The following is a 19,531-nucleotide window of genomic DNA, read 5'->3' on the forward strand; positions in this document are numbered from 1 at the left end:
TCCATTTATTTTTAAATTTTCTCTGGAGTTATTCTATGACCCTGGATTATGTAGCATTGGCTATCCTGGTTGCGGTAGTCCTGATCCTGTTTTACGGGGTAATTGTTATTCATGATATCCCTTATGAAATTGCGAAAAAAAGAAACCATCCGCATCAGGATGCGATTCATTACGCCGGGTGGGTGAGCTTATTTACCCTGCACGTGCTGTGGCCGCTGCTGTGGATTTGGGCCACCCTGTGGCGCGATGACCGGGGCTGGGGCATGAAAAGAATCGAAGAAAACCAGGACGATCTGCATCAGCGCTTAGAAACGGTGCTGGCCCGCCTTGACGGGGTACAGCAGGAATTAACGCTGCTGAAAGAAAAGGAGGCAAAATAATGGAAACGTTAATGCTTCTGACCTATGCCGCGCTGTGTATTGCGATATTTAAAATATTCCACATTCCATTAAATAAATGGACAGTACCGACCGCGGTATTGGGCGGCGTGATACTGATTGGCGGCGTGATTTTTGGTATGAACTATAACGCGCCGTTTACCGAAGTGGGGAATCAGGTTTTTCGTACCGTCCCGATTGTTTCGCAGGTGCGCGGTCGTGTCTTAACGGTGCCGGTGAAAGCCAACCAGATGCTGCATAAAGATGACATCCTGTTTACCATCGACCCGACGCCGTATCAGTCGAAGGTCGATGATCTGGAAGCGCAGGTGAAACAGGCCAGCCAGAACGCGCTGTCGCTGAATTCCGCACTGAACAGCGCGCAGGCCAACCTCAATAAAGCGGTGGCCGAACGTGACCAGGCGCAGCGCGAATATGCGCGTTATCAGGAAGGGCACAACAAAGGCGCCTTCTCCGATCAGATGGTGGATACCCGTCTTCAGACCTGGAAAGCCGATGAGGCCAGCGTTAAAGCCGCCCAGGCTGAAGTGGTGCGGGCGAAGAACGATTTGAACTCGGTTGTGAAGGGGGAGAATACCACCGTCGCCTCGCTGCTGGCGCAACTGCGCAAGGCCCAGTTTAAACTCGACAACACCGTGGTGCGCGCACCTTCCGACGGCTATGTCAGCACCGTTGGCCTGCGTCCTGGCACCATGTCGACCGCGCTGGGACTGGCGCCGGTGATGACGTTTGTGCCGATGGTGGCACCTGCAGATCGACTGTACGTGGCCGCCTTCCGTCAGAACTCGCTGCAGCGCCTGGAAAAAGGCGAAACGGCTGAGCTGATGTTCCCGGCGATCCCGGGCACCGTCTTCCAGGGCGAAGTGGCCGCTGTGCTGCCGGCAATTGGTGAAAGCCAGTTCCAGGGACAGGGAAAACTGCTGACGACCGCGGCGCTAAACACCCAGGGGCGTGCGCTGGTGGTGATGAAGGTCACCGACGATCGCTTCAAAAACTATAAGCTACCGCAAGGGGCGACGGTTGAAGCGGCGGTCTACTCCGACCATATGAAAGAACTGCTGCTGATCAGAAAGATCCTGATCCGCATGAAGAGCTGGGAAAACTATCTCTATCTCGACCATTAATTGGCAGACGACGAACGGCCCGGGCGACAAAACCCGGGCCGTTTGCTTATCCCGCCGGGATTGCCAGACCGTCAATAATCACCTGCATGATCCCCTGAGAACAGGGTTCCACACGGCCGCGAACGCCGTACACCGCCGCTAAAATCTCCGGCGTAATCACCTGCGACGGCGGGCCGTCGGCCAGCAGCCGCCCCTCTTTTAACATCACCATATGATCGGCATGCCGCAGGGCAATATTAATATCGTGCACCACCACCAGGGTGGTGATATGCCGACGGCGGGTCTCCTTGCGCACCAGGTCCATCACATGAAACTGGTAATTTAAATCCAATGCGCTCAGGGGCTCATCGAGCAGCAGTAACGCCGGCTGGCGGATCAGCGACTGTGCCAGACCGACGAGCTGTTTCTGCCCGCCGGAAAGCTGATCGAGATAGCTGAGCGCCAGGTGCTCAATGCCCAGCAGGCGCAGCAGGGACATCACTTCTGCCGGGTTATCGGCCTGATGAAGGCCGCCCGCCGCACGCTGGGCGACGATAATCGACTCCAGCACATGCAGATGTACCCCGGCCGGCAAGGTTTGCGGCAGATAGACCACTTTTTCCGCTCGCCGGGCGAACGGCAGCGTCAGCAGGTTTTCCCCGGCCAGCGACAGCTCTCCCGTGGAGGGGCCAAGACCCGCAATGGCCCGCATCAGGGTTGATTTCCCGCTACCGTTAGGGCCGAGCAGGGCGGTGATTTTGCCACGTGGCAGGTGGGGAACCGTGAGGTCGCGGATCACCTGGCGTTTTGGATAACCGGCGTTGAAATGGCCGATCGTCAGCCCGGTTGGTTCTGGAGCGTGCTGGCTCATACGTTCCCCCGATGGCGCAAAATAATGCTCAGGAAGAAGGGGACGCCGACCAGCGAGGTCACGATGCCGACCGGAATAATGGCGCCGGGGAGCAGATTTTTTGAGGCCACCGACGCCAGCGAGAGCACCAGTGCCCCGATGCAGGCGCTGGCGGGGAGATAAAACCGATGGTCCTCGCCAAACATCAGGCGCGCGATATGCGGGGCCACGAGTCCGATAAAGCCAATCGGCCCGACGAAGGCCACCGACAGCGCCGACAGAATACTGATGCGCAGCAGCGTGGTCAGCCGCAGGCGACGGACGTGAATACCAAAGCTGACGGCCCGGTCTTCACCGAGGCGCAGCGCGGTCAGTTTCCAGGCGTTGAGCATCGACAGGGGCATCACCACCGCCAGCACCGCCAGCAAAATCCCGACCTTTTGCCACGAGGCGCGATCGATGCTGCCCATGGTCCAGAACACCAGGCCCTGAAGGGTATCTTCGTTGGCGACAAACTGCAGCATCGACACCAGCGCGTTGAAGGTAAAGACCAGCGCGATACCAAACAGAATCACCCCCGAGGTCGCGACCTGGGTCCAGCGGGTGATGCCGTCCAGCAGCAGCGCCGCCAGCAGGGCGAAGATAAAGGCGTTGGCCGAAACAAACCACTGGGCGGGGATGCCGGGAATGCCGATCCCCAGCACGATAGCCAGCGCCGCGCCAAATGCCGCCGCCGAGGAGACCCCGAGGGTGAAAGGGCTGGCGAGGGGATTATTGAGGATGGTCTGCATCTCGGCTCCCGCCAGCCCCAGCGCGAGGCCAACCACCACCGCCATCAGCGCGTAAGGCAGGCGGATATCCCAGACGATCACCTGGGTTCCGGCGCCGGTGCTGCCGGGAGCGGTCAGGGTTTGCCACAGGGTATGCAGCGATATGCCGGACGGCCCGAGGACAAAATCGAGCAACAGGGAAGCGACTATCAACAGCAGCAGCACCAGCATCAGGCCGAGGCGGCGGCGCAGGATGCGGCGATAGTGCGCCATGACGTCATCCGCGTCGATGGTCGCCGTGCGGATACCGGGTTCAGTGGTTGAACTCATGCGGGGTTACTCACCTTGTTTCCAGGAAAAGACGAACGGCAGATCGGGCAGCGTAGTGAAATGGCGCACGATGTAGTGGTAGGTCGCATTCGGATCGAGGGTGCTAAAGGGCTGCGGATAGATATCTTTCGCCAGATACTCCATCCCCACGATATTCCACGGGTGGTTGTAGAAATGATGGTAAACCCCGTAAGCGTGCTGGCCTTTTACCGCCGGGATATTGCTGACGCCGGTGCGTGACAGCAGCGTCTGAGCCTGGGTATTGACCGCCTGCGGGCTGACCTGATAACCCAGCGGCAGCACCTGGCTGTTGCCGCGTTTTGAGCCGGTCATGATGTAAGCGTCGGGCTTCATGCTGATAATTTTTTCCAGCGACACAAAGCCGGAGGCGCCGGGCAGCACCTGTGAGCCAATATTGTTGGCGCCCACCGCCTCGACCAGACCGCCCCAGCCGCTATGCCCGTGGGTGAAGCAGCAGGCATCGCTATTGCCGGCCAGCGCTTCGACAAACACCGTCGCTTTCGGGGTGATAGCCGCCGTTTTCTGCACAATGGCCTGCAGATGCTGGCGGTAGTAGTCGGTATAGGCTTTGGCGTTGCTTTCGCGGTTGAGGACCTGGCCTAGCAGGTCGATACTGGGCGCGGTGTCCCTGGCCGGGTTGATCTCATAATCGACAAACAGCACCGGTATATTCAGCGCCGCCAGCTTGCCGATGATGCCGCTTTCGGTCAGCGCCGGCTTCGCGCGCAACTGGGCAATCATCAGGTCCGGCTGGCGGGAGAGCACGCTTTCCAGGTCGACATTGCCTTTGTCGCTGAACCCCATATCCAGAATGGCGGCCGACTGCGGCCACTTCTGCTTGAGCATTTCCCAGGTGGCAATATCCTGTTTTTTCGCGAGATTATTCCACGCCACCACCCGTTTAAACGGGTCATCGCGGTCCAGCAGCGCCAGCGCCATCAGATCCCGTCCGTCCTGCAAAATAATGCGCTGCGGTTCATGCTGGAGGGTAATGGTTCGGCCGTCGAGGTCGGTGACCGTAAGCGGATACTGACTGGCATAGCTCAGCAAAGGAGTGCCGATGAGTGCGTTGAATAATATGAGCGATCTTACTGATTTCATTGCCATAAATGAGTACCGTTGCGAATTTATAATAGAATGATTTTGATAATTATTCGCGTATGAAAATAAACGGCAGGTATATGGCCATGGATTTTAATGGAATGTTACAAACTTACTGGAAGGTATACGCCCGTACCGGAATGTCGAAAGGTTTAGCCTGAAAACGGGTGAATGCGGCCAGAAATAGTTTTAAGAACTATCCCTAAAGTCATGACCGGAATGTTATGCCATTCTGTAGGTGACTCATAACATTAAGAACGTTAGAGAGGACATGATGAAAAAAGCAATAATTGCATTATCTGCGATTCTGGTAGCAGCCCCGGTTTTTGCTGCGACAACACACGCAACTGATGATACCGTCGCGGCGGCTCATGAACAGGCGAATACCGCCAAGGAAAAACTGCATCAGGCCCAGAACGAGGGCGATGAGCTGAAGCTGAAATCCGAACATGCGGCACAAGGCAAAAGCGATAGCGTCGGCAGCCAGGTGAGCGAAGGCGCTCAAAAAACCTGGAATAAGACCAAGGAAGGGACGGAAAAGGGCTGGGATAAAACCAAAGAAGGCACGGAAAAAGGCTGGAATAAAACCAAAGCCGCCACCGAAAAAGGGTGGGATGCCACTAAAGACGGTGCAGCTAAAGGCTGGGACGATACCAAAAAGGGCGCTGAAGACTTAAAAAATAAAGTCACTGAATAATCAACGTCACCTAGCCAGTACTGACAATATCCCTGATAAAGGCCGCGAAAGCGGCCTTTTTTATTGGCGATCGTGTTTCCCGGCTCGCCGTAGCGGCTATTTTCACGCGAATCCAATCTGCCAGGAATCCTCCTGGATATCCTGATACTCACTATTCCTCCACATTCTGGCGGTAAAAATAAAGCCATATCAGGAGGTGTACTATGAAAAAGATGATTTCTCTGGCCGTCATGTTAGCTTGTGCATTCAGTTCACTGGCCTACGCCGATGGCCCGAATGACAACTATAAACCTGGCCAACAGCAAGAGTGGCAGAAGGGCGACAATCGTGGTGGCCCGGATGCTAATCGCCAGCAGGGGCAGGGTAATAATGGCCCGCAGGGACATGGTGACAACCGCTATCAGGGCGGCGATAACCGTGGCCCGGATCGCGACCAGCATGCCGATAATCGTGGGCAAAGTAAGCCGCATCAGGATCGTCATGAGCAAGACCACTTTGCGTGGAATGGCCATGATTTCCGTAAAGGACAGCCGGCACCGGAACATTACCGCGGCAATGATTATCGGGTGAATGACTGGAACGATCGCGGTCTGCCTGCACCCCCGCAGGGCCAGCACTGGTCCTATATTGACGGCAACTATGTGCTGATTGCGGCGGCAAGCGGCATCATTACCTCGATTCTGGTGAACGGGCTATTGTCGCACTAAGCGAGAGTCAGCCAGTATTTCACGTCATCCCCCAGGGCAGCCTTGTGTTATTTGACGAGGTTGCCCTTTTACAATGTGAGCTTACGCAAGCGGGTATTTTGTCATTTCCCCCGAACGCACCAGAACGATACACATCGCTTATCGTCTGCAGCACCATAATCCACTGAAATAACATTAAATCCCGCCCTGGCCCTTCCCGTTTTCATAAATCGTCTACGCTTCAAATAACCTCTTCGACTCTGGTATATCAATGAAAAATATAGTGGCTTTCAGTGCACTGGCTTTGCTGGCAGGTAATAGCTGGGCGGCGGATAGCGGCGGCAGCGCGGCGCAGGCCAACAACCCGCTTGCCAACATGACCGCATTCAACATGCAGAACTACTATATTGGCGATGTCAGCGGCACAAACAAAGACGCCAATCAGTTCTGGTTCCGATACGCGACCCCCTTTTCTTTAGGGCAGAGCGACTGGTTGCTACGTGCATCGCTGCCGGTCAACACCTATCCTGCTCCTCCGACCGGCGGCCACAAGACCGGCGTTGGCGATCTTAACCTCTTTACGTCCTGGCTCATTGATACCGGCAACCCGGCGGTGAGTTTTGGTTTCGGGCCACAAATTACCGCGCCTACCGCCTCCGATGATGCCGTTGGATCGGGGAAATGGTCCGGTGGTCTGGTCAACGTGCTGTTTGATGCCAGCAGTCCAACCTTCCAGTATGGTTATCTCGCGTCGTGGCAACATAGCTTTGCCGGCGATGATGATCGTAGCGATGTTAATCTGGCTACGTTTCAACCGTTTCTTTTCTACCAATTGGGGGGAGGGACTTACCTTCGCTCTGCGCCGATTTGGGTTTACAACCTTCACAACGATAACTACAGCGTGCCGCTGGGGCTGGGGATTGGCCAGGTGATAAAACACCAAAAAACGGTATACAACTTCTTCATTGAGCCACAGGGTAGCGTTGCCGACCGTGGCCCGGGGCAGCCTCGCTGGCAAATTTTCGCCGGACTTAATCTGCAGTTCCTGAACTAAATGACACCGGTCGCTGGCGCAAGAGGCTGCGTGACAACCTCTTGCGCTGACCATACCGATGATTACTTATTTAGCTCATCATCTGGCCAGTATTTATAGCCATTGAGCATCGCCTGGGCGGCCAAGCCTTTCTCGGTGATTTCGTACACATTCACCTTCGACGGCAGCGAAGCGGTATCTTTGGCGATGCCGTTGGCCGACGCGGCGACCGGGGCGACGCCTTTATCGTCATATTTGGCGGCCGCGTTAGCATCGGCACCAACGACGTAGCCCTGGGTGATAAAGTGATTCAGCGCCTCTTTATCATGGAATACCAGCACGGTCCGCTGCTGCTTCACGCCCACGCCCAGACCCGCGCCGCCCTGCGCCATTTTCATATAGGTATCTTTGCCGGTGTGGGTATTTTTCACCACGCCATAGCCGCTACCAAATCCGAAGACCAAAATTTTGCTGCTGTTGCTGGAAAATACCGCATAGCCGTCGGAGTGCTGAATATCGCTGCGCGCTTCCGGGTGCAGCGTATAGAGTTTACTCAGCGTTTCACTACGTATTTTCTGGATACTGGCGCGCTGCTGACTGGCAGTGTCGCCCTGTGCGCTACAGCCGGCCATCGCCAGCGCTGATGCAATGATAAGAGCCTGATATTTCATTGTTAAGTTCTACTGTATTCGGCAGGTCATTCATAAAGCGCTGTCATTATCTCTCACTCGCTCACGGGGCCTGCATAACGCCACGGGGCGAGCGCGTCTGTGCATCCTGCAACCATGACGCTGCTTGAGTTCATCCCTGCTAATGACACGCTGATTTAAGACCGATAATCGTAGAGTAAAAACGCGTTAATAATCCAAGTATTAAAAGTTTATATTTAAACTTAGCCTTAACCATGGTCTGTTTAACTGAATATTGCGTGATTTGTGTTGTGGATGTTCCGTGATGGCTGGCGGTGTTTTGGCAACTTCATTTCTGACGACGCTGAAAGATAACATGCTGAATAATCATGAGTAAATGCGATGAGGTCGGCTGCAGAAATCAGAAATCCTACTTGCATTAAATAGTTATCCAGATAAGTTAATTGTCTGAACCTGTTCGTTGACGCTACTGCTTCCGACTTTCTCGCTCCCCAGCAACCGTTTGTCTGAAGCCTGATTTATTCAGGACATTTATTCCTTATTCCCGGAGACCGGCATGACCGATTTTGTGATTCCAGAAATTAAAGCCGCTGAAGATGAAATGATTGCGATCCGTCATTATTTACATGCCCATCCGGAATTAAGTCTGGAGGAGTTTAATACCAGCGAGCTGGTGGCGGAAAAACTGGCGGAATGGGGCTACGCGGTCACTCGTGAATTGGGTAAAACCGGAGTGGTGGGCTCATTAACAAAAGGCCAGCCGGGGCGCACGATTGGTCTGCGCGCCGACATGGACGCGCTGCCGATCTTTGAAACCACCGATCTGCCGTGGGCCAGCACCGTTCCTGGAAAAATGCACGCCTGCGGCCATGACGGTCATACCACCATCCTGCTGGCGGCAGCGAAGTATATTGCCTCGCCAGCCTGCCAGTTTAACGGCACCGTGCACCTGATTTTCCAGCCGGCGGAAGAGGCCATCGGCGGGGCGGATCTGATGATTAAAGACGGTCTGTTTGAACGCTTCCCCTGCGATAGCGTTTTCGCGCTGCACAATATGCCGGGGCTGCCGGTCGGCAAGCTGGGCTTCTATGCCGGTAACTTTATGGCCTCGGCGGATACGGTGAAGATAACCATTCACGGCTACGGCGGTCACGGCGCTCACCCGGAACGTGCCATCGACCCGATTGTCGCCGGCTCGGCGCTGGTGATGTCGCTGCAAAGCATTGTTGCCCGCAACGTGCCGCCGGGAGAAACCGCGGTTGTCACCGTCGGGACTTTCCAGGCCGGTATTGCCTCCAACGTCATCCCGGAAAGCGCGGTGATGGAGCTGACCGTGCGCGCGATGAAGCCGGAAGTGCGCGATCTGCTGATTAAACGTATCCATGAGATCGCCGAGTTCACCGCCAAGAGCTATGGCGCAACCAGCGAGGTTGCGGTCTACGACTCTTATCCGGTGCTGACCAATAGCGACGCGGAGACGGCGTTCGCCAAATCGCTGGCGCTGGAGGTCTTTGGCCCCGAGCAGGTGCTGCCTTCGGTGGCGCCGATGAACGCCAGCGAGGATTTCGCCTTTATGCTGCAGGCGCGTCCCGGCTGTTACTTCCTGCTGGGCAACGGCGAGAAGGGCGGTAAAGGGAGCTGCATGGTGCATAACCCTGGCTATGACTTTAACGATGACATTATTACCACCGGCGCGTCATTCTTCGCCCGGTTAGTTGAAACACACTGCCGTTGATCTCTGGAGCTGATAAAAAATGAAAAAATCTCTTCTGCTGTGGGTTGCGCTGATGGCCTCAACATCGGCGCTGGCCGCAGGGCAAAAGGAAATTCGCTTTGGCGTCGATCCCACTTTCGCGCCCTTTGAATGGAAAGACCCGCAGGGCAAGCTGGCGGGGTTTGATATTGATTTAGGCAACGCTATCTGCGCGCAGCTCAAGGCAAAATGCGTGTGGGTCGAAAGCAATTTCGACGGCATTATCCCGGCGCTGAAGGCGCGCAAATTCGACGCGATTCTCTCCGGGATGTATATGACCGAAAAGCGTAAAGAACAGATTGGCTTTACCGATAAACTGTATAACGGCCCGGTGTTCCTCGTGGCGCGCAAAAACACCCTGACGGGCAACACGCCAGAGCAGCTGAAAGGCAAAACCATCGGCGTGGAGCAAGGGTCGGCGCAGGAAACCTACGTCAACCAGCACTGGCGCCCGGCGGGCATCAATATCGTGGCCTATCAGGGAGCTGACAGCGTGGTGCGGGATCTGGAATCCGGGCGTATCGATGGCGCGGTGCTGTCCGGGATGATGGCGGACTATAGCTTCCTGCAGCAGCCTCAGGGCAAAGATTTCGCCTTCGTCGGCGGAAGTTTGCAGGATAATACGCTGTTCGGTGCCGGCGCGGCGATTGGCCTGCGCAAAGAAGACGACGCCCTGCGTCAGGAAATTAACGGCGCGATTGCCACCATTCTGGCCGACGGGACCTATAAAAAACTGTCGGGTAAATATTTTAGCTTTGACGTCTATTCCGGAACATAATGTGGTAATGCGTCCGGCGGGCACGGATTAGCCCGCCTCAAGATTCCTTTTCTTACTATCCCATGATTGTCCTTTCCAGCCCTTGCGGTGTACCGAAGGATGCAGAATATAAGCGATAAGGAGTGAACGGCATGAATACACGTCCCTTGGGCAAAACCGGATTTTCCATCGCCCCGCTGGTCTTTGGCGGCAACGTTTTTGGTTGGACCTGCGATGAGAAAACCAGTTTTGCCATTCTTGATGCTTTCGTTGATCACGGCTTTGACGCCATTGATACCGCCGATGTCTACTCCCGCTGGGTGGATGGCAATCAGGGCGGCGAATCTGAAACCATTATCGGCCGCTGGTTGCAGGCGCGTCCCGGCATGCGCGATAAGGTGAAAATCTTCACCAAAGTGGGGGCTGATTTAGGGCTTCCGGGGCAAAAAGGGCTGAAGAAAGCCTGGATCCAACAGGCTGTGGAAGCATCGCTGCGTCGTCTGAACACCGATTATATCGACCTCTATTTTGCTCACTGGCCGGACCCGGAAACCCCGCTTGCGGAGACGTTGGAGGCGTTTCATGGCCTGCAGCAGAGCGGGAAAATCCGCGCTACCGGCGCGTCCAATCTCGATGCGCTGCAGCTTTCCGCCGCGCTGGAGGTGGCACGCAAAGAGGGGCTGCCGGCCTGGCAGGTGCTGCAACCGGAGTACAATCTTTATCACCGTTCGGCGTTTGAAGGGGCGCTGTGCGACCTGTGCACCACGCGCGATATTGGCGTCGTCACCTACTACAGCCTGGCCTCCGGTTTCTTAACCGGTAAATACCGCCAGCAGTCCGATCTGACGCAAAGCCAGCGCGGCGGCATTGGTAAATATCTCAACCCGCGCGGTATGCGCATTCTCGATACGCTGGACGAGGTGGCCGCCCAGCACAAGGCGAAACCCGCCGAAGTGGCGCTGGCCTGGCTGATGCATCGTGAAGGGGTGAGTGCGCCGATCGCCAGTGCGACCAGCGTGGCTCAGGTGGAAAGCTTTGCCCGTGCGGCACAGCTGACGCTCAACGCCGCGCAGCTGGCGCGTCTGGAAATTGCCAGCGCCTGACCTACGGCACCGGAGCCAGCCGGCTCCGGTGTTTCAACGTCAGTCCCGTTATCGCCGGTTATGACCGATGCGTCGTGACATTGAGGATCTCCGCGCTGGCCCCGACCGGGAAATTACTCAGCGCGGCAAAATCGCTGCCCTGATAGCCGAGGATCTTGCCGTCGGTGCGCATCTGCTGAAGATCGATCAGGATCACCCCTAACGTCGGGATGATTTTTTCCCGCCAGACGAACAGCGTCAGATCGTCTGCCACCTGCACATAATGACAGCGGTCGACATCCGCCAGCCCCTTTTCCACCCCATCCAGACACTGCCAGGCATAGAAATTATCGTTGAGATAAATATGCTCGTAGCGCTCGGTCGGGCTGTAGGTGTACTGGTTGCGCATCCCCACCAGCGCCCCGGTGAACGCCGGCAGCGGCCCCGGCTCGCGGTTCAGACGCGCAAAATGGAAACTCACCTCAACCGCCGTCAGCGGCAGACCCTGCTCGACGCGGCTGAAGGCATCCAGGCGAGCGGCTTGCTCGGTGGGCAGCGCGCCGTAAACCAGGGTGGCGTTGTGCTGCGTCAGATTGCACACCGCGCTGATGCTGGCGTGCTGCCGATCGGGATCGAGAAAGTCGATAAACAGTACGTCGGGGCGCAGGGCGGTGATGCGCCCGGCAACCGGCTGCCCGTTCCAGATAAGGTTGTGTGCATCGGCAATCTGCAGCTGATGGCGGATTCCGTCCGGCAGATAAAAGGTCAGAGATTCCCCGCTGGGTAACGTGGCGACGGGCAACACGTTGCCGTGCGGGGCAAAACCATCGGCCAGGGCGCCGACCTGAATAAATACGGCTTCTGCGGTCATGTGAGTTCCTTTTTGCTTATTGACTAAGGGGAAGAGAACGCCAGGGTCGGGACATCCACCACGCTGGCGCCGCCGTCGGCAACCAGGGTAGCGCCGCTGATGATCGATGCCTGCGGGGAGCACAGAAACTGACAGGCGAGGGCGATCTCCTGGGCGCTGGCGGGACGGCGCAGCGGCACATCGCGGCACACCTGGCGATAGGCCTGCTCAAGGCTGATGCCCTGAGCGGCCATCAGCGGCTGCATCTCCTCGTCGGCCATCGGCGTGGTGACCCAGCCGGGGCAGATAGCGTTGGCGCGTACCCCCTGTGGGCCATAATCCCGGGCGACTGAGCGCATCAGGCCGATCAGCGCGTGTTTGGCGGTGACGTAGCCGCAGGCCTCGGGACCGGCGGCGAGAGAGGCGATCGAGGCGACAAACAGCACGTTGCCACGACGGGTCATCAACGACGGCAGGCAGGCGCGGACGCTGGCGAAAGCGCTGTCGAGATTGCTCTCCAGCGCCTGACGCCACTGCTGGTCGCTGGTCTGCGCCGCCGCGCTGTTGCCCATTCCGCCGGCGCAGCACAGCAAGACGTCGATACCGCCCGCTTGCGCGAGAATGGCCGGCAGCAGATGGTGCTGCCAGTCGCTACCGCTGGCGGCATCGCCGGTCAGCGCCAGCGCGCCGGTCTCCTGTGCCAGCGCCTGCAGAGGGGCGAGGCGGCGTCCGATAATAATGACCGTATCGCCCGCCGCCGACATCTGCCGCGCACAGGCGGCGCCGATGCCGGTTCCACCGCCGGTTACCACCACCACTCTAGCCATTCTGTTTCTCCCGTTACCTGCGTTTTTCCTACCTTAAAAAGGGGGCCAGATCCCGGCTATCGTCCGGAAGAACGAGAGCCGGGGTCGTTCAGTTGCCCTGGCTCACAGGAATGGCCTGCGGGGCTGGAACGGCCTCCATGGTCTGGGGATCGACGGCGAGATAGCGGCCGGTTTTGCTGTCAATACCGGCGTAGTCAATCAGCTTGCCGTCGGCGTGGACCACCATGGTGCGTTTGGCAAACGCCGCATAGGCATCGCTCATCGCCTGCACCCGCTGCGGATATTGCGCCGCGACATCGTGGGTCTCCAGCGGGTCGAGTTTAAGATTGAACAGCCCCCATGGCGCATCGCCGGCCTGCGGGAAGGTTTTCACCAGCCGCCGCAGCTTCCAGTCGCCGTCAACCCAGGCGGCCTGGTTATGCAGTTCGACGCCGTAGGAGGAGCGTGGCGGCTGCTGGGTTTCGCCGGTCAGATAGCGCTTAAAGCTGACGCCGACCATCGGCAGCACCGGTTTTTTCGCCAGCGGTTTAGTGGCATCGATACCGGCGAACTCATATAAGGTCGGGGCGACGTCGTACACCGCCATGGTGGAGGTGTCGATCTTACCGTTATGCACAATTCCGGGAGCGGAGATCATAAAGTCGGTGTTGATCCCCCCCTGGCCGCTGGTGGTTTTGTGGTAGCGGGCGTAAGGGGCGTTGCTGACGTTGGCCCAGTGCGGGCCGTAGGAGACGAATGAGCCTTTGCGCCCGATGTTCTGGTAGCTGTTGTCGAACTGTTTCCAGAACGACGGTTCCGATTCGTAGTAAAAGCCTTCCGCCGGGTTGGCGCCGTTATCGGTTAAAAAGAGCAGCACGGTGTTTTTATCACGCCCGGTCTGCTTCAGCGTCGCCATCACCGAGCCTATCTGCGCGTCCATATTGGCGATCATCGCCGCGTAGACCTGCATCACTTTGGCGGTGTATTTTTGCTGCTCCGGCGTCAGTGCTTCCCACTCTTTATCGAGATCGAGGCCAGGAAGCGGCGTGTCGTCATGGAGGATCCCCAGCGCCTTCAGGCGGGCAATGCGCTGGCGATAGACCTCGGCGTAGCCCTGTTCATACTGGCCTTTAAAACGTGCGATCCACTCGTCCGGCGCCTGCAGCGGGTCATGGGGCGCGGTAAAGGCCAGCCAGGCGAACACCGGCTGTTCCGACGGGGTCTGTTTGATCCACTCATTCATCTGGCTGGCGTAGGCTTCGCTGGAGTAAAAGTTGTCGGGGAGCGACACGCGCTGGCCGTCGCGGGTGTAGTAGGTGTGGAACGCCTCGACCGTGCCCAGCGGTACCGCGTCGTTAAAATGGCTGGTGCCGCCGCCCATAAAGGCGAACGAGTGGCTAAACCCGCGGTCTTTCGGCGTGGCGCCGGGCACGAAACCGAGGTGCCATTTCCCGGCCATCAGGGTGTTATAGCCGGCATCTTTAAAGCGTTCCGCCATGGTGGTGACGCGGTCGGTGAGGCGCAGCTCGTAGCCCTCTTTACCGATGGTGCTGTCGTACCACCACATGCCGCCCATACCCGCCTGTTGATTGGTATTGCCGGTTAACAACATCGAACGCGCCGGGGCGGACATCGGCGAGGTGTAATACTGGCTCATACGCACGCCCTGTTCGGCCATCGCCTGCAGGTTGGGCGTCGGGATTTCGCCACCAAAGGGGCTGATATCGGAATAGCCCATGTCGTCGGCGATAATAACGATCACGTTGGGGCGTTCGGTTTGCGCACTGTGCGCTGCGCCGGAGAGGATCATGCCCAGGGTGGCGGCCACTGCTGTTTTATTCACTGCGTATTCTCCTGTACTGGCTCGGAAGGTGGCGCACCCGCTAAGCAGACGGCGCGACACGGGAGTGGTATCGGTTAGCCAGCAGGCTGCTGGCTGTCGACAAAGGCGGCTCGCCAGGCCCGCAGGCCGTTCATGTCCCGGGAATACGGGCGCAACGGGGCGAGGATTGCGTTAAAAAAGCGGAAGTAGCCGGCACACAGCCGGTTGTAACCGGCGTCGTTGAGATGGGCGGGACAGCCGCCCTGGCAGACCATATTCACCGGGCAGCTCTGACACTCCCGGCGGCGGCTTTTTTCGCGCCCGAAGGGCAGGTGCGTGGCGCTATCGACCGCCTGGGCCAGCGTCTGTTCGCTGAGCGCGCCGAGGTGATGACGGTCGTTAATCAGATGGTCGCAGGCGTACAGCTGGCCGTCTGGCTCCATCACCAGATTGCTGCCGCAGCGGGCCGCGTGGACGCAGGTGGCGCTGGTATGGGTGAAGTATTGCCCCCACGCCTGTTCGATATTCATCACGAACACCCGCCCCATATCGCAGCGTTTGCGCCACTGATGCCAGACCGCCACCATAAAGCGTCCCCAGTTGTCGGCGCTCAGCTGGTAGCCCTGCTGCAGGGCGTCGCCTTCGCTCATCAGCGGCTGAAATTGCAGATAGCGAGCGCCCAGGCTGACAACGTGGTCGTAAATGGCGGCCGCATGGCGGGTCATCGCGTCATGCACCACCACCAGTAAATTGAATTCCACCTGATGCTGATGCAGCAGGGCGATGCCGCGCAGCGCCGCCGGATAGCTGGCCTGGCCGCGCTTATCCGGGCGGTGCTGGTTTTGCAGCGCTTCACTACCTTCGAGGCTGACGCCAATCGTAAAGCGATGCTCATGAAACAGGCGGCACCACGCATCGTTGATTAGCGTCGCGTTGGTTTGCAGGCTGTTGCTGATCGTCACTCCCGGCGGGGCATACTGCTGCTGTAGCGCCAGCGCTTTTTTATAAAAGCTCAGGCCGGCCAGCAGCGGCTCGCCGCCTTGCCAGACAAAATTGATCTCCCGTGCGCCGGGGGGCTGGGCGGCAATATAGCGGCGAATAAACGACGCCAGCATTGCATCGTCCATTTTTTGCACCGGGGTGTCGCCCTGCGGGTAGTAACAGTAGCGACAGGCGAGATTGCAGGCCGGGCCAATCGGCTTGATCAGAATATGAAAGGGCACCGTTGCCCGGGGTTCAATGGCCAGCGGAATTTGCTGCTGGCGTAGCGCGGCGATATTCAGCATCAATGGCTCCGTATTTATTTTTCCGGCGAACGCTATTATTTGGGCAGCACAAAGCTGCGCTTCCGGGAATGGTTAAGCAGCGGATAAGAAAATATTTATTAGGTATAGAGTAGCGCTTAAAAAAATCACTCGTTCTAAAGGACGAGTTACTGATAAAAAAACGGCGGGAGCAAAACCCTGACGCGGCGAGCGGCCATAAGGTTAATAACTTTTGTTTATGTTTTAATGTAATGTCGATAACAACACGGTATGTGGATTATTAACTCTTTAATTAACAGTGTGTTGAATAATTTTTTGTAACCCATATCACACTGTTAATATGTTAATGATTGTGTTACTTAAATGTGAAATGTATGCTTCATCTATCTGGTCTTCATCCGCGTTTAACGCACTTTCACCTCGACGGGAGGGGAATCATGTCTGCTTTATTAAAAGCCAGTCGTAATGATGCGATAATTGCCCGTTGTTTACAGACTATTTCACAGTTAATTCCACTGTCATCGGCGGTTTTTTATCGGGTTAATCAGCGTTTAAAACCCGAAGACTATATTTTGCATAATATTTCGGCCAATACGCATCAACAATATCTGGAATGTTTTCAGCCGCTGGACCCGCTGCTGCCATCCCGCTTTAGCCACCAGGCGATTACCATGGCGGCGATGACGCCGGGGGTGTGCGACCGCCACCGTCACTATTATCACGAGTTTATGCTGCCGAATAACGTCCGCGACATGACGGAAGTCTTTATCCGCCGCGACCGACGCATTATTGCCGGTATCTCCTTAATGCGCGACGCGCCGTTCTCCAGCGAAGAGCGCCTGCGCGCCCAGGCGGTACTGCCGCTGGTGGAGTTGGCTATTCACGACTGTCTCGAGCAGGAAGATGACCTGCCAATGATGCTGACCGCCAAAGAGCGTGAAGTGGTCGGTATGGTGCGCGAAGGGGCCAGTAATAAGCTGATCGCCCGCCAGATGGATATTTCGCTCTCCACCGTGAAAACCCACTTACGCAATATTTTCGCCAAGACCGACGTGGTCAATCGTACCGAGCTCGTTTCCCGAACCTGGATGCCATCCGCTCAGCGCACGCTGCATCTGTAATCTGACTCATCGCATCCCGCGCGCCGCCGTCAATGGCGGTATTTTCCTGATGCCAGACGGTATCACTCCCTGGGCTATTGTCCGGGGGGCGGTTTTTTTTGACTGGAGCACGCATCACGATGTCGAGTACACCCGTTACTGAAAACAGCTTATCCCGGCCGACCGGCCTGGTATTTACCGCTCGCCTGCTGTGCGCCATCGTGATTTTTGCCGCGATTGCGCCGGGGATCCTGATGACCGCTCCGGCGGTGGCCGCGCAGTTAGCCAGCGAGTGGCGACTGTCCCCCGGGCACATCGGCTATCTGTTCTCGGCTGAGCTGGGGGCGATGAGCCTGGCGACCCTCCCGGCATGGTGGTGGATGAGCCGCCTCAACTGGCGCCGCGTGGCGCTGGCGGCCGGAGTGGTGTTTTTGCTGGCGAACCTGGCCTCGGCGGCGGCAAGCCACTATGAAACGCTGCTGCTGGCCCGCTTTATCGCTTCGCTGGCCGGCGGCACGCTGATGATCCTGTGCATCAGTTGCGCGGCGGGCACCGCCAATCCTTCGCGGGTGTATGCCTTCTGGGTGCTGGGCCAGCTGCTGCTGGGAATGGTGGGACTGTTGATCCTCCCCGGTCTGTTTGCCAGTTTCGGCCTGAAGGTGGTGTATCTGATCCTCGCCGCCATCATGCTCTGCTGCCTGCCGCTGGTAGCGGCGTTTCCACCGCGCTTTCAGCCGATGTCGGCTTCCCGCCGGCAGCCCGCCGTCGCGCCGCTGCGTAAGCTTCTCGCGGTGCTGGCGGTCCTGACCTTTTATATCAGCCTCAGCGCGGTATGGACCTTTATCGGCACCATCGGGAGCGCGGCAGGCCTGACGGCGTCGCAGATTGGCCTGGTCCTGGCGGTGGCGACGGTGTTCGGCATTCTTGGCGCCGGCGGCGCGGCCTTACGCGGCACGCAGCGCCCGGACCGCATGGCGGTCTGGCTGGGCTACGGACTGCTGATCCTCAGCATTGTTCTGCTTATCAGCCACCCGCTGCTGCTGCGCTTCGCGCTGGCGGCGGTGCTGTTCAAATTCACCTGGACCTTTGTCCTGCCGTTTATTCTCGCCCGCGTCGCCGGGCTGGATAACAGCGGCCGCTTGATGAACAGCATCAATCTGGTGATTGGCGGCGGTATGGCCGCCGGTCCGGCGCTGGCCGGGACGCTGCTGCAACATTTTTCCAGCGCCGACGCGCTGCTGGCCGCGGCAGGCGGCTGCGCCTTGCTCTCGGCAGGATTGATTCTGGCGGCTTCGCCCGCCGGAAAGCGTGATCTAACAGGAGGATAGAGTGAAAAGAAAAACCGGTTTCTTCTTTGATGAGCGTTGTTTCTGGCACAGCACCGGCCTGCATGCGGTGACCTTACCGGTCGGGGGCTGGGTACAGCCGCCGGCAGGGGGAGGCCATGCCGAGTCGCCGGAGACTAAGCGGCGAATGAAAAACCTGATGGATGTTTCGGGTCTGACCGCCCAGCTGCAGCTGTACAGCGCGGCGGCCGCGAGCGAGGAGGATCTGCAGCGCATTCATCCGGCCCATTATCTTGAGCGCTTTAAGGCGATCAGCGATAACGGCGGCGGCATGCTGGGGAAAGAGGCACCGCTGGGGCCGGGCAGCTACGAGATAGCCGCGCTGTCTGCCGGGCTGGCCAGCGCCGCGGTAGAGGCGGTATTACGCGGTGAACTGGATAACGCTTACGCGCTGTCGCGGCCGCCGGGACACCACTGCCTGCCTGACCAGTCGATGGGCTTCTGTTTCCTCGCCAATATTCCCATTGCCGTGGAGCGGGCGAAGGCGTTGCATGGCCTGGGCAAAGTGGCGATCCTCGACTGGGATGTGCACCACGGCAACGGGACGCAGCATATCTATCTGCAACGCGACGATGTCCTGACTATTTCGCTGCACCAGGACGGTTGCTTCCCGCCAGGCTATGCCGGGGAAGACGACTGCGGCACCGGCGCGGGCGAAGGCTATAACATCAATATTCCGCTGATGGCCGGCGCAGGAGACGACAGCTGGCGCTATGCGCTGGAGACCATCGTGATCCCGGCGCTGACCCGCTTTGAACCGGAGCTGATTATCGTGGCCTGCGGCTACGATGCGAACGCCATGGACCCGCTGGCGCGGATGCAGCTGCACAGCGACAGCTTCCGCGCGATGACTGAACAGGTACAGGCGGCGGCGGATCGGCTGTGCGACGGTAAGCTGGTGATGGTGCATGAAGGGGGCTACGCCGAATCCTACGTGCCGTTCTGCGGGCTGGCGGTGATGGAAGCGTTGAGCGGCGTGAGAACCGCGGTGGAGGATCCGCTGCTGGAATTTATTCAACAGCAGCAACCGCGTGAAGCATTTAGCGCTTTTCAGCGCCAGGCGCTTGATACCCTGGCGCGTCAGTTTGGCCTGAACTAACGGCCCCACGCT

Annotated in this window: 19 protein-coding genes; 11 read left to right on the plus strand and 8 right to left on the minus strand. The window is 57.9% G+C overall.

Annotated features, from left to right (window positions below):
• Positions 1 to 35 precede the first annotated feature (35 nt).
• Complete coding sequence (locus tag EDF82_RS12215; protein WP_123755816.1) at positions 36 to 380, plus strand: DUF3302 domain-containing protein; 345 nt, start codon at positions 36 to 38, stop codon at positions 378 to 380.
• Complete coding sequence (locus tag EDF82_RS12220; protein ID WP_123755817.1) at positions 380 to 1,522, plus strand: HlyD family secretion protein; 1,143 nt, start codon at positions 380 to 382, stop codon at positions 1,520 to 1,522. Before EDF82_RS12215 ends, EDF82_RS12220 begins: the two co-directional genes overlap by 1 nt.
• A 46-nt stretch (positions 1,523 to 1,568) precedes the next feature.
• Here the strand turns inward: EDF82_RS12220 and EDF82_RS12225 are convergent, their stop codons facing one another.
• The 3 genes from EDF82_RS12225 to EDF82_RS12235 are packed head-to-tail and all read right to left on the minus strand — an operon-like array spanning position 1,569 to position 4,579.
• A complete protein-coding gene (locus EDF82_RS12225; RefSeq protein ID WP_123755818.1) occupies positions 1,569 to 2,372 on the minus strand; it encodes an ABC transporter ATP-binding protein in 804 nt (267 codons plus the stop codon).
• Complete coding sequence (locus tag EDF82_RS12230; RefSeq protein WP_123755819.1) at positions 2,369 to 3,451, minus strand: iron ABC transporter permease; 1,083 nt, start codon at positions 3,449 to 3,451, stop codon at positions 2,369 to 2,371. Before EDF82_RS12230 ends, EDF82_RS12225 begins: the two co-directional genes overlap by 4 nt.
• A gap of 6 nt (positions 3,452 to 3,457) precedes the next feature.
• Positions 3,458 to 4,579 (minus strand): ABC transporter substrate-binding protein, encoded by a 1,122-nt coding sequence (locus tag EDF82_RS12235; RefSeq protein WP_123755820.1) that lies wholly within the window; start codon positions 4,577 to 4,579, stop codon positions 3,458 to 3,460.
• Between the two features lie 268 nt (positions 4,580 to 4,847).
• On the opposite strand from EDF82_RS12235, the gene EDF82_RS12240 reads away from it, so the two are divergent.
• The 3 genes from EDF82_RS12240 to EDF82_RS12250 all read left to right on the plus strand — a co-directional run bounded on the left by EDF82_RS12240 (position 4,848) and on the right by EDF82_RS12250 (position 7,010).
• Positions 4,848 to 5,270, plus strand: coding sequence for a hypothetical protein (locus tag EDF82_RS12240; protein ID WP_123755821.1), 423 nt, complete (start codon positions 4,848 to 4,850; stop codon positions 5,268 to 5,270).
• Between the two features lie 203 nt (positions 5,271 to 5,473).
• The gene (locus tag EDF82_RS12245; protein ID WP_123755822.1) at positions 5,474 to 5,977 is read left to right on the plus strand and encodes an RcnB family protein; all 504 of its coding nucleotides are present in this window, start codon (positions 5,474 to 5,476) and stop codon (positions 5,975 to 5,977) included.
• 250 nt (positions 5,978 to 6,227) lie between these two features.
• A complete protein-coding gene (locus EDF82_RS12250; RefSeq protein WP_123755823.1) occupies positions 6,228 to 7,010 on the plus strand; it encodes a hypothetical protein in 783 nt (260 codons plus the stop codon).
• A 62-nt stretch (positions 7,011 to 7,072) separates the two neighbouring features.
• Here the strand turns inward: EDF82_RS12250 and EDF82_RS12255 are convergent, their stop codons facing one another.
• Positions 7,073 to 7,660: a YSC84-related protein gene (locus EDF82_RS12255; RefSeq protein ID WP_123755824.1), complete on the minus strand. Its 588-nt coding sequence runs from the start codon at positions 7,658 to 7,660 to the stop codon at positions 7,073 to 7,075.
• Positions 7,661 to 8,195: 535 nt separating this feature from the next.
• Between EDF82_RS12255 and EDF82_RS12260 the strand changes: the two genes are divergently transcribed.
• The 3 genes from EDF82_RS12260 (at position 8,196) to EDF82_RS12270 (ending at position 11,252) form a co-directional block, all read left to right on the plus strand.
• Positions 8,196 to 9,374, plus strand: coding sequence for a M20 aminoacylase family protein (locus EDF82_RS12260; protein ID WP_123755825.1), 1,179 nt, complete (start codon positions 8,196 to 8,198; stop codon positions 9,372 to 9,374).
• A gap of 19 nt (positions 9,375 to 9,393) precedes the next feature.
• A complete protein-coding gene (locus EDF82_RS12265; RefSeq protein ID WP_123755826.1) occupies positions 9,394 to 10,170 on the plus strand; it encodes an ABC transporter substrate-binding protein in 777 nt (258 codons plus the stop codon).
• A 131-nt stretch (positions 10,171 to 10,301) separates the two neighbouring features.
• Positions 10,302 to 11,252, plus strand: coding sequence for an aldo/keto reductase (locus EDF82_RS12270; protein ID WP_123755827.1), 951 nt, complete (start codon positions 10,302 to 10,304; stop codon positions 11,250 to 11,252).
• A gap of 58 nt (positions 11,253 to 11,310) precedes the next feature.
• On the opposite strand, the gene EDF82_RS12275 is transcribed toward EDF82_RS12270, so the two are convergent.
• The 4 genes from EDF82_RS12275 to EDF82_RS12290 form a co-directional block, all read right to left on the minus strand.
• Positions 11,311 to 12,102, minus strand: a complete 792-nt coding sequence (locus EDF82_RS12275) for a MoaF C-terminal domain-containing protein (RefSeq protein ID WP_123755828.1) — start codon at positions 12,100 to 12,102, stop codon at positions 11,311 to 11,313.
• A 23-nt stretch (positions 12,103 to 12,125) separates the two neighbouring features.
• The gene (locus EDF82_RS12280; protein WP_123755829.1) at positions 12,126 to 12,908 is read right to left on the minus strand and encodes an SDR family NAD(P)-dependent oxidoreductase; all 783 of its coding nucleotides are present in this window, start codon (positions 12,906 to 12,908) and stop codon (positions 12,126 to 12,128) included.
• Between the two features lie 88 nt (positions 12,909 to 12,996).
• Positions 12,997 to 14,730 carry an arylsulfatase gene (locus EDF82_RS12285; protein WP_123755830.1) on the minus strand — a complete coding sequence of 578 codons (1,734 nt, stop codon included), beginning with the start codon at positions 14,728 to 14,730 and terminating at the stop codon, positions 12,997 to 12,999.
• A gap of 74 nt (positions 14,731 to 14,804) precedes the next feature.
• Complete coding sequence (locus tag EDF82_RS12290; RefSeq protein WP_123755831.1) at positions 14,805 to 15,995, minus strand: anaerobic sulfatase maturase; 1,191 nt, start codon at positions 15,993 to 15,995, stop codon at positions 14,805 to 14,807.
• A 416-nt stretch (positions 15,996 to 16,411) separates the two neighbouring features.
• Here EDF82_RS12290 and EDF82_RS12295 point away from each other — a divergent pair, with 416 nt between their 5' ends.
• The 3 genes from EDF82_RS12295 (at position 16,412) to EDF82_RS12305 (ending at position 19,519) form a co-directional block, all read left to right on the plus strand.
• On the plus strand, positions 16,412 to 17,095 hold the full coding sequence (locus EDF82_RS12295; RefSeq protein ID WP_123755832.1) for a LuxR family transcriptional regulator: 684 nt from the start codon (positions 16,412 to 16,414) through the stop codon (positions 17,093 to 17,095).
• Between the two features lie 119 nt (positions 17,096 to 17,214).
• A complete protein-coding gene (locus EDF82_RS12300) occupies positions 17,215 to 18,402 on the plus strand; it encodes an MFS transporter (protein WP_123755833.1) in 1,188 nt (395 codons plus the stop codon).
• A 1-nt stretch (position 18,403) separates the two neighbouring features.
• Positions 18,404 to 19,519: a class II histone deacetylase gene (locus tag EDF82_RS12305; RefSeq protein ID WP_123755834.1), complete on the plus strand. Its 1,116-nt coding sequence runs from the start codon at positions 18,404 to 18,406 to the stop codon at positions 19,517 to 19,519.
• The last annotated feature ends 12 nt before the right edge of the window (positions 19,520 to 19,531 follow it).

This window comes from Klebsiella sp. BIGb0399 (genome assembly GCF_003752615.1).
GTDB lineage: Bacteria > Pseudomonadota > Gammaproteobacteria > Enterobacterales > Enterobacteriaceae > Klebsiella > Klebsiella lignicola.

Excerpts from the sequence above, each read along its gene's own strand:
- EDF82_RS12215 (WP_123755816.1), top strand. The coding sequence starts at position 36 with ATGACCCTGGATTATGTAGCATTGGCTATCCTGGTTGCGGTAGTCCTG.
- EDF82_RS12220 (WP_123755817.1), top strand. The coding sequence starts at position 380 with ATGGAAACGTTAATGCTTCTGACCTATGCCGCGCTGTGTATTGCGATA.
- EDF82_RS12225 (WP_123755818.1), bottom strand. The coding sequence starts at position 2,372 with ATGAGCCAGCACGCTCCAGAACCAACCGGGCTGACGATCGGCCATTTC.
- EDF82_RS12230 (WP_123755819.1), bottom strand. The coding sequence starts at position 3,451 with ATGAGTTCAACCACTGAACCCGGTATCCGCACGGCGACCATCGACGCG.
- EDF82_RS12235 (WP_123755820.1), bottom strand. The coding sequence starts at position 4,579 with ATGGCAATGAAATCAGTAAGATCGCTCATATTATTCAACGCACTCATC.
- EDF82_RS12240 (WP_123755821.1), top strand. The coding sequence starts at position 4,848 with ATGAAAAAAGCAATAATTGCATTATCTGCGATTCTGGTAGCAGCCCCG.
- EDF82_RS12245 (WP_123755822.1), top strand. The coding sequence starts at position 5,474 with ATGAAAAAGATGATTTCTCTGGCCGTCATGTTAGCTTGTGCATTCAGT.
- EDF82_RS12250 (WP_123755823.1), top strand. The coding sequence starts at position 6,228 with ATGAAAAATATAGTGGCTTTCAGTGCACTGGCTTTGCTGGCAGGTAAT.
- EDF82_RS12255 (WP_123755824.1), bottom strand. The coding sequence starts at position 7,660 with ATGAAATATCAGGCTCTTATCATTGCATCAGCGCTGGCGATGGCCGGC.
- EDF82_RS12260 (WP_123755825.1), top strand. The coding sequence starts at position 8,196 with ATGACCGATTTTGTGATTCCAGAAATTAAAGCCGCTGAAGATGAAATG.
- EDF82_RS12265 (WP_123755826.1), top strand. The coding sequence starts at position 9,394 with ATGAAAAAATCTCTTCTGCTGTGGGTTGCGCTGATGGCCTCAACATCG.
- EDF82_RS12270 (WP_123755827.1), top strand. The coding sequence starts at position 10,302 with ATGAATACACGTCCCTTGGGCAAAACCGGATTTTCCATCGCCCCGCTG.
- EDF82_RS12275 (WP_123755828.1), bottom strand. The coding sequence starts at position 12,102 with ATGACCGCAGAAGCCGTATTTATTCAGGTCGGCGCCCTGGCCGATGGT.
- EDF82_RS12280 (WP_123755829.1), bottom strand. The coding sequence starts at position 12,908 with ATGGCTAGAGTGGTGGTGGTAACCGGCGGTGGAACCGGCATCGGCGCC.
- EDF82_RS12290 (WP_123755831.1), bottom strand. The coding sequence starts at position 15,995 with ATGCTGAATATCGCCGCGCTACGCCAGCAGCAAATTCCGCTGGCCATT.
- EDF82_RS12295 (WP_123755832.1), top strand. The coding sequence starts at position 16,412 with ATGTCTGCTTTATTAAAAGCCAGTCGTAATGATGCGATAATTGCCCGT.
- EDF82_RS12300 (WP_123755833.1), top strand. The coding sequence starts at position 17,215 with ATGTCGAGTACACCCGTTACTGAAAACAGCTTATCCCGGCCGACCGGC.